The sequence below is a fragment of the Nocardioides sp. NPDC004968 genome (assembly GCF_040608935.1).
In the GTDB taxonomy this organism is placed as follows: Bacteria; Actinomycetota; Actinomycetes; order Propionibacteriales; family Nocardioidaceae; genus Nocardioides.
The window spans coordinates 98,549-107,128 of the sequence record NZ_JBEXJF010000017.1; the positions used below are offsets into that span (position 1 = coordinate 98,549).

General features: G+C 70.4%; 5 protein-coding genes and 1 pseudogene. 2 read left to right on the top strand and 4 right to left on the bottom strand.

Annotated features, from left to right (window positions below):
* The first annotated feature begins 28 nt into the window (after positions 1-28).
* Complete coding sequence (locus ABZU72_RS17225) at positions 29-646, top strand: DUF1707 domain-containing protein (protein WP_355020052.1); 618 nt, start codon at positions 29-31, stop codon at positions 644-646.
* Here ABZU72_RS17225 and ABZU72_RS17230 read toward each other — a convergent pair.
* The 4 genes from ABZU72_RS17230 to ABZU72_RS17245 form a co-directional block, all read right to left on the bottom strand.
* Positions 643-2,628, bottom strand: coding sequence for a phosphocholine-specific phospholipase C (locus tag ABZU72_RS17230; protein ID WP_355020053.1), 1,986 nt, complete (start codon positions 2,626-2,628; stop codon positions 643-645). The two genes, ABZU72_RS17225 and ABZU72_RS17230, sit on opposite strands and share 4 nt — an antisense overlap.
* A 44-nt stretch (positions 2,629-2,672) precedes the next feature.
* Positions 2,673-4,223: a hypothetical protein gene (locus ABZU72_RS17235; protein ID WP_355020054.1), complete on the bottom strand. Its 1,551-nt coding sequence runs from the start codon at positions 4,221-4,223 to the stop codon at positions 2,673-2,675.
* An 85-nt stretch (positions 4,224-4,308) separates the two neighbouring features.
* On the bottom strand, positions 4,309-5,622 hold the full coding sequence (locus ABZU72_RS17240) for an MFS transporter (protein ID WP_355020055.1): 1,314 nt from the start codon (positions 5,620-5,622) through the stop codon (positions 4,309-4,311).
* An 18-nt stretch (positions 5,623-5,640) separates the two neighbouring features.
* Positions 5,641-7,260 (bottom strand): hypothetical protein, encoded by a 1,620-nt coding sequence (locus ABZU72_RS17245; protein ID WP_355020056.1) that lies wholly within the window; start codon positions 7,258-7,260, stop codon positions 5,641-5,643.
* Between the two features lie 188 nt (positions 7,261-7,448).
* Between ABZU72_RS17245 and ABZU72_RS17250 the strand changes: the two are divergent.
* Positions 7,449-8,447, top strand: a pseudogene (locus ABZU72_RS17250) (macrolide family glycosyltransferase); the annotation flags it as partial.
* Positions 8,448-8,580: the final 133 nt, after the last annotated feature.

Sequence of the window (8,580 nt, forward strand, 5' to 3'; positions counted from 1 at the left end):
TGTCGGGCTTGGCGTCTAGGCTGGTGGTGTGGAGGGTTTCTGGACCGGGTTCCGCCTCGACCCGAGGCAGGCCGACAACGCACGTATGCGCGCCTCCGATGCCGATCGGGAGGTTGTACGCGCCGTTCTGACCGATGCCTTCGCCGACGGCCGACTGACCCGCGAGGAGCACGAGGAGAGGGTCGGCACCCTCCTCGAGGCTCGTACGCTCGGTGAGCTGCCCGCGCTCGTGGACGATCTCGTGGTCGCCGAGCCCGCTGCCGACGAGCCCGGAGCGAACCTCCCCGAGACCCTCAGGTTCCGCGAGCAGGGTGCGGCTGCCTACCGCAAGGAGCTCCAGGAAGCGGTCGCCACCTTCTTGATGGTCAGCCTCATCACCTGGGGCATCTGGGTGTTCACCGCAGCCCCCGACGGGCATCCGTGGCCGATCTATCCGATGCTCTTCCTGGTCGTGAACCTGGTCGGCACCGGCGTACGCCGCGAGGCGATCATCCAGCGCGAGGTGCACCGCCTCGAGAAGAAGGCCGCGAAGAAGGCCGCGAAGAAGGCAGCCAAGGCCGAGGTCGAGGCAGCCCCCGAGACTGCTGCCCCGATCCTCGACCCGCCGGCCCAGTCCGAGAAGGACCGGCCCAGCGATCCCTCCTAAGCGCCAAGCTGCGGGTCGCTCACAGAGGGACGTCCGGTTTCCAGGTGGCCCGCGAACCCGCGTACCCAGGTGGTGCCCGGGACGGTCAGGGTCAGGTCGTACCAGCCCCCGGTGGCGCGGGTGTCCAGGTGGCGGGAGCGGATCTTGCCGGAGTACGCGCTGGTGATCTCGGCCTTGCCGGGCGCGGTCACGGTGAGCCGCTGCGAGCGGCCATCGCGCCGGAGGTTGGCGGGCGCGGGGTCGGCGCCCGCAGTACCGGCGTAGGAGCGGAAGAACCCGTTGGGCCCGTGCAGGTGGATCTCGTAGTCGCCGCTGACCGGCCAGCGCACCGAGACGGTGTCACCGGCGCCGACGGTGTAGCTGTGCGGCGCGCCCTCCGGGGTGAGCAGCCGAGCCTGGAAGTGGGCGCCGACGCTGCCGGTGTTGTGGATCTCGACGGCGATCTCCCCGACGGCGGCGGTCTCGACGACCTCGAGCCGGTAGGGAGTCGGGCGAGCCGGACGGGTGCCGCCCTCCTGCGTCGGCATCATCCCGTTCGCCGGCGCCTCCGGGGCGTAGTCCGGGTGGCGCTCGCGGTCGGCGGGCTCCCACCCGCTCGTGTCGGGGAGCACGGGCGGCTCGGAGGTGCGGGAGAAGTCGAAGGCCGAGGTCAGGTCACCACACACGGCGCGACGCCAGGACGTGATGTTGGGCTCGGCTACACCGAAGCGCTCCTCCATGAACCGCAGGATCGAGGTGTGGTCGAAGGTCTCCGAGGAGACCCAGCCGCCGACGCTCCACGGGGAGACGACGAACATCGGCACCCGCGGCCCGAGACCGTAGTGGCCGTCGCCGTGCGAGCCGGTGTAGAGCTCGTTCTCCGTCGAGACGGTGGACTCCCCCGGCACCAGCGGGCTGTTGATGTGCGGCGGCACCAGGTGGTCGAAGAAGCCGTCGTTCTCGTCGTAGGTGATGAAGAGCGCGGTCTTGGCCCACACCTCGGGGTTGGAGGTGAGCGCGTCGAGGACCTTGGCGATGTACCAGGCGCCGTAGTTGGTCGGCCAGTTCGAGTGCTCGGAGAACGCCTCCGGCGCCGCGATCCAGCTGACCGAGGGCAGCTTGTCGGCCTCGACGTCGGTGCGCAGGATCTCGAAGTAGTCCTGGCCGTCGACCGCGCGGGTGCCGGTGCGGGCCTTCTCGAAGAGCGGGTCTCCGGGCTGGGCGTCCTGGAACCTGTTGAAGTAGAGCAGCGAGTTGTCGCCGTAGTTGCCGATGTAGGCGTCCTTGGTCCAGCCCCACCAGTTGTCGCCCTCGGCGTTGAGGCCGGTGCCCTCGTCCTGGTAGACCTTCCAGCTGACCCCGGCCTTCTCGAGCCGCTCGGCGTAGGTGGTCCAGTCGTAGCCGGCCTCGTCGTTGTAGAGCACCGGGCCGCCGCCCTTGCCGTCGTTGCCGGTCCAGCCCGAGAGCATGTAGTAGCGGTTGGGGTCGGTGTTGCCGATGAAGGAGCAGTAGTAGGCGTCGCACACCGTGAACGCGTCGGCGAGCGCGAAGTGGAACGCGGCGTCCTGCCGCTGGAGGTACGCCATCGTGGTGGTGCCCTTGGCCGGGACCCACTGGTCGTAGCGACCGCCGTTGATGGCCTGCTGGCCGTCGGTCCAGCTGTGCGGGAGACCCTCGAGGAAGGCCGCGCCCAGGTCGTCGACCTCGGGGTGGAACGGGAGCAGTTCGCTGTCGCCGTTGGGCTGGTGCCAGACCGGGTTGCCCGAGGGCAGGATCGCCGGGTGCGGGTCACCGAAGCCGCGTACGCCGCGCAGGGTGCCCAGGTAGTGCTCGAAGCTGCGGTTCTCCTGCATCAGGACGACCACGTGCTCGATGTCCCGGATGGTGCCGGTCCGTCGGGCGGCGGGGATGGAGGCGGCTCGCGCGATGCTCTGATCGAGCATGGTCAGCGCGGCTGCACCGCCGGCGAGACCTAGGAACCGACGACGATCGATGTCAACCACAGAAGCTCCTTGACGTGGGGGTGGGCGGCGACCACGATCACGGGTCAGTGGCTCACCTGGGCGACGCGCGGTTGGTCGCGAGGTGACCGGCGGGCGAAGAGTTCGCCGTCCGGCCGCAGGCGGCGGCGCAGCTGCGCGGTGACGTAGGCGGCGACGGCGAACATCACCAGGTCGGCTGCGATCAGCGCGAACAGCCAGGAGGCGTCGGCCGGTCCGTCGATCCGCTGCTGGATGTGGAGGTGGGCGACCATCGCCGAGACGATGAACCCGACGCCGGCGTAGAGGGTGATGCGCAGGTCCACTCCCTCTTCGTCGACGCCACGCACCCAGTGGCGGCCGACCCGCAGGATCGCGAGCGAGGTCAGCGCCGCGATCACCGGCAGGAACGGCACCGCGTAGCGGGCGTGGATCCAACCACCGCCGGCGTGGAACGAGGCCAGGTTGACGATGATGATCACGCAGTAGATCCCCATCAGCACCCGCACCGCCACCTCCAGGCGGCGCTCCAGGACGGTCGGCTCCGGCCCGGGGATCACGACACGGCGCATCACCCCGTCCGGCCTCGGCCGGGCCTTCGCGTTGACGTCGAGCACCATGCCGGTGACCGTGACGGCCAGGGTCGCCGCGGCGGCCACGATCCAGATCTTCGGGATCACATCGTCGGCCCACAGCGACCCGTAGAGGTGCAGGTAGAGCTCCGGGTTGACCAGCTGGAAGAGCGTGTCGCCGTGGGTCTGGCGGGAGAACTTCTCGAAGAGCGCCGCGGAGGCGGTCGCGTCGCCGTAGAGCACGATGTTGCGTACGTAGAACCAGCCGATCACCACCACCGGCGCCAGCCCGATCCGGATCGCCAGGAGCACCCCCCGACGGAACGTACGCAGCGTCGGGTCGCGCAGCCACAGCGCGGCCAGCACGCAGGCACCCAGCACGAGCACCGCCACCAGGCCGGTCGAGCGGAAGCTGGCCGCCGCGACGCCGGCGACCGTCGCCCAGATCAGCCGGTCCCGGGTGACGCCCTCGCGGACCATCCGGAAGCCGAGCAGCAGGGTCAGCGAGGCGGCGACCGTGCCCCAGCCGTCGTTGTAGATCGCGCCGCCGTCGTAGGTCACCGCACCGCAGCCGAGCACCATCGCCGCGGAGAGCACCGGGACCACCCGGCGTCTGGGCACCAGCTCGCGCGCCAGCAGCCCGACCAGGATGATGCTCAGCGCGTAGCCGAGGGCGTTGAGCAGCCGCATCCCGAGCAGGGTCACCCCGACGTTGCCGACGGCGTCGCCGAGCCAGACCATCGGCAGGCTCATCACGTAGAACAGCGGCGGGTGGTTGGCGACCCAGATGTCGCGGCGCGGCTCGTCGAGACCGAAGAGCGCCTCGGCGAACTGCGGGTAGCGCACCGGGTCGGCCGGTGTGTTCGTGTCGATCGTGGGCAGGACGCCCTGGGACAGCACGATGGCGTAGGCCGCGTGCTGCTTCTCGTCGGCCTTCAGCAGCGCCGGCATCCCGATCGCGAACTGCGCACTCATCGCGAAGCCGAGCACCCCGAGCAGGAGCAGGCATACGGTCACCTGGGAGAGCGAGCGCGAGGGCGTGAGCACCTCGACAAGCTAGTGGGCCCAGATGCCGTTCAGCCGCCGTCGTGGTTTGCGCTCAGGTGACGAGTGGGCGAAAACTCTTCGCTCGCTATCGGACCGAGCCTCGGTCGGCGACCATCGAGGAGCCGGAGGCGACCTGCTCCCTGGTCGTACGCCGCCGCACGTCGCGCCGGTGACGCCAGATCTGCACCACCCCGAGGCCCCAGAACAGGTACTGCACCGACATCGCCCAGCGGAACGCCTCCGGCGTGTAGGAGGTCGAGGCCCCCGGCGTACGCCAGTCGAGGATCCAGCCGACCAGCACGATCACCAGCAGCGCTGCTACGAAGCCGCCCTGGTTGATGATCCCGCTGGCGCTCGCCATCCGCGCGGGCGGGTTGCTGGTGCGGCCGACGTCGAAGCCGATCATCGAGGCGGGTCCGCCGAAGCCGACCACGGCCATCAGGAGCAGCAGCACCGGCAGCGGCGCCTCGCCCGGCCAGGCGAGCACGAGCGTCCACACCGAGACCAGGGCGGCGATCATCGTCAGCGCCACCGTCGAGCGGTGCCACGGGTGGCGTCCGGCGAGGATGCCCATCACCGGACCCGCGGCCAGGGCGGCGACGACGGTGACTGAGAGCAGCGCGCCGGCGAGGGTGTCGGAGAGCCCTTCGGAGGTCACCAGGAACGGGAAGCCCCACAGCAGCCCCATCAGGTGGGAGCTGAACGGGGTGGAGAAGTGGATCCAGAAGCCGAGGCGGGTGCCCGGCTGGTACCAGGACGCCATCAGGCTCCGGCCGAGCTCGCGCGGCTTGAGGGTGGTGCCTCGGCGGTGTCGGTCGCCGGGTCCGTCGTGGACGAATAGGCGCAGCAGCACGAGAAGCACCGGGCCGAGCAACGCGGCCGTGAGGTAGGCCCGGGTCCAGCCGAGATGGCCGAGCGCCCACGTCATCGGGACCGCGGCCGCGATCGCGCCCAGCTGTCCGACGGTGCCGGTCAGCTGGCTGACCAGCGGCACCTTGCGGGCCGGGAACCACGACGGCACCAGGCGCAGCACGCAGATGAACGTCATCGCGTCGCCCATCCCCACGAACGTACGCGCGAGCAGGGCCAGCGCGTAGGAGTCCGCGAACGCGAACCCGATCTGAGCGACCGCCAGGATCAGGGCGCCGGCGGAGAGGACCGTACGCGAGCCGAACCGGTCGACCAGCAGCCCGACCGGCACCTGCATGAGGGCATAGACGAGCAGCTGCAGCATGACGAAGGTCGCCAGCTGCCCGGCACCGATCCCGAAGCGCTCCGTCGCCACCAGACCGGCCACCGCGAGGCTGCTGCGGTGGAAGACGGCCAAGCCGTAGACCGCGAGGGCGATACCCCACACGACCCATGCTCGTGTTGTCTGCTGGGGATCGTGCTCGTTCACATAGAGAGGCTACTTTGCCTACAGGCCCGTGGGCGTACGAGCGTCCTGTCGTGGACGCGCGATCTCGGTCACAGGAGCGGCGAGAGTGCGGGGAGCGTCGAAGGTGCCCGGCCGCATGCGCCGACGAAGCTCGGTGGCGACGTACGCGGCGACCGCGAACATCACCAGGTCGGCGGCCACCAGGGCGACGAGCGCGAAGGTGCTGCTGACCGGTCCGTCGACGTACTGCTCGGTGTCGAGGTGGCACACCAGGCCGACGACCACGAAGGCAAGCGAGACCCCCAGGCCGATGCGCAGGTCGCGCGCCTCGTCGATCGCGGTGACGCCGGTGCGCGAGCCTGTCGAGATGACCCGCAGCGGCAGGAGCCGCCCCAGGCGCAGCGCGGCGATCCCGGCGCCGGCGGCGAGGAACGGCAGGAACGGCACCGCGTAGCGGGCGTGGATCCAGCCGCCACCGGCGATGAACCCGGCGACGTTGACCAGGATCAGCAGGCAGTAGCCACCCAGGAGCGCCCAGATGGCCAGGTCCTGGCGGTGCTGCATCGTGCTCTGCGGCGCGAGCCGGATGCGCCGCAGGACTCCCGTACGGCGCGGGTTGGCCTTCGCGGCGGCATCGAGCACCAGGCCGATCAGGGTCAGCGTCAGCACGATGACGGCCGCCTGGCTCCAGGTGTTGGCGATGTTGCCGTCGGTCCACAGGCTGCCGAGCAGGTGGCCGTAGAACTCCGGGTTGACCAGCTGGAACAGCGTGGTGCCGTTGGGCTCGCGCCCGAACTTCTCGAAGAGCGAGCTCGACGCGGTCGGGTCACCGTAGATCTGGATGTTGCGCACGTAGAACCAGCCGAACACGGCCACCGGCGCCATCCCGATGCACGCCGCGATCCCGACAGCGCGCCAGAACGTACCGCGCAGGAACGTACGCAGCGACGGCTCTCGCAGCCACATCGCCACCAGCACGCAGGCACCGAGGAAGAGGACCGCGACCAGGCCGGTCGAGCGGAACCCGGCGGCGGCGACGCCGACCGCGGCCGCGGCGATCACGCGCTCGCGCGTCACGCCCTGGCGGATCATCCGGAACCCGAGGTAGAGCGTCATGAACGCCGCCGCCGATCCCCAGCCGTCGTTGTAGATGCCGCCGCCCACGAAGGTCATCGCGCCGCAGCCGATGCACATCGCCGAGGCGATCACCGGCACGGCCGGGCGTCGTGGCACCAGCTCGCGCGCCAACAGGCCGACCAAGATCGTGGTCAGGGCGAAACCGAGCGCATTCAGCAGGCGCATCCCGAGCAGCGTCAGGCCTGGCGAGCCGACGGCGTCGCCGAGCCAGACGAGCGGCAGGCTCATCGCGTAGAACAGCGGCGGGTGGTTGGCGACCCAGATGTCGCGGTGGGCCTCATCGGCCCCGAAGAGGCTCTCGGCCAGCTGCGGGTAGCGAGCCGGGTCGTCGGGGATGTCGGTGTCGATCGTCGGCAGCGTCCCCTGGGACAGCGCCACCGCGTACGCCGCATGGGCCCGCTCGTCGGCCTTGAACAGGGCCGGCATCGCGATCGCCACCTGGGCGCTCATCGCGAAGCCGAGCACACCCAGCAGCAGGACGCAGATCGTGGATTGGGACATGGAGACCCGAGGAACAGACACGCAGGCGACGGTAACCGTCGAAACTGACGAGACACACGAGCCACGGCTCACGGGCGGTGAACAGAGCGCGACGGGCGGGTGAGCGAAGGTTGACGCAAAACTAGGTCGCGTCCGCCCCTGACGGGCCGATAGCGTCCGACGGTGTCATGACTACTTCACCGCAGCGGTCGCTGCCGCGCCACATCGCCATGGTCGCCTCCCCCGCGATCAGCCATCTCCTGCCGAGTCTCGAGCTGATCAAGGAGCTGGTCGCGCGCGGCCACCGGGTCACGTACGCCACCCACGAGTCGATGTCCGACGCGATCAAGCCGACCGGGGCCGAGCTGGTTCCGGTGCCGACGGTGCTGCCCGTCGAGGACCGGCTCTGGCCCGAGGACCCGGTCGCCGGGATGCGCGTCTTCCTCGACGACGCCATCCAGGTGCTCCCGCATCTGGAGGCGTTCTACGGAGCCGAGCCGGCCGACCTCTACCTCTACGACATCGGCGGCTATGCCGCCCGGGCTCTCGCGGAGAAGCAGCAGCGTCCGTTCGTGCAGCTCTCGCCGACGTTCGTCGCCTGGGACGGGTACGCCGAGGAGGTCGGTGCCCAGGTGCGGCAGCTGCCGGGCTACGACGGCTACCTGGACCGGTTCGGGGCCTGGCTCGCGGACGCCGAGGCGAGCACGCGCGACCCGGAGACGTTCGCCGGGGCACCGAAGCGGGCCCTCGCCCTCATCCCGCGGGCGATGCAGCCCAACGCCGACAAGGTCGATGAGGAGGTCGTCACCTTCGTCGGACCGTGCTTCGCGCTCGACTCCGACGAGACCTGGACCCGTCCCGCCGACGCCGATCACGTTCTGCTGGTCTCCCTCGGCTCCGCCTACACCGCCGACGCGGACTTCTTCCGCGCCTGCGTCGAGGCGTACGCCGCCCTCCCCGGCTGGCACGTCGTGATGTCGATCGGCACCCAGCTCGACCCGGCCGACCTCGGCGACCTCCCCAGCAACGTCGAGGTCCACTCCTGGCTGCCGCAGCGCGCCGTCCTCGCCCAGGCCGACGCGTTCGTCACCCACGCCGGGATGGGCGGCAGCAGCGAGGGTCTGATGGCAGGCGTCCCCATGGTCGCCGTCCCGCAGGCGGTCGACCAGTTCATGAACGCCGACCGTCTGGTCGAACTCGGCGTCGCCCGACGGATCGACACCGAGGACGTCACCGCCCCTGCGCTGCGTACGGCACTGCTCGAGCTGCTCGACGAGGTCGCGATCGTCGCCCTCGGCCATCACGCGGATCACCGGCTCGGTGCCCGACGGGCGGATGACGAGCCGGCCGCTCTCGCCGAGC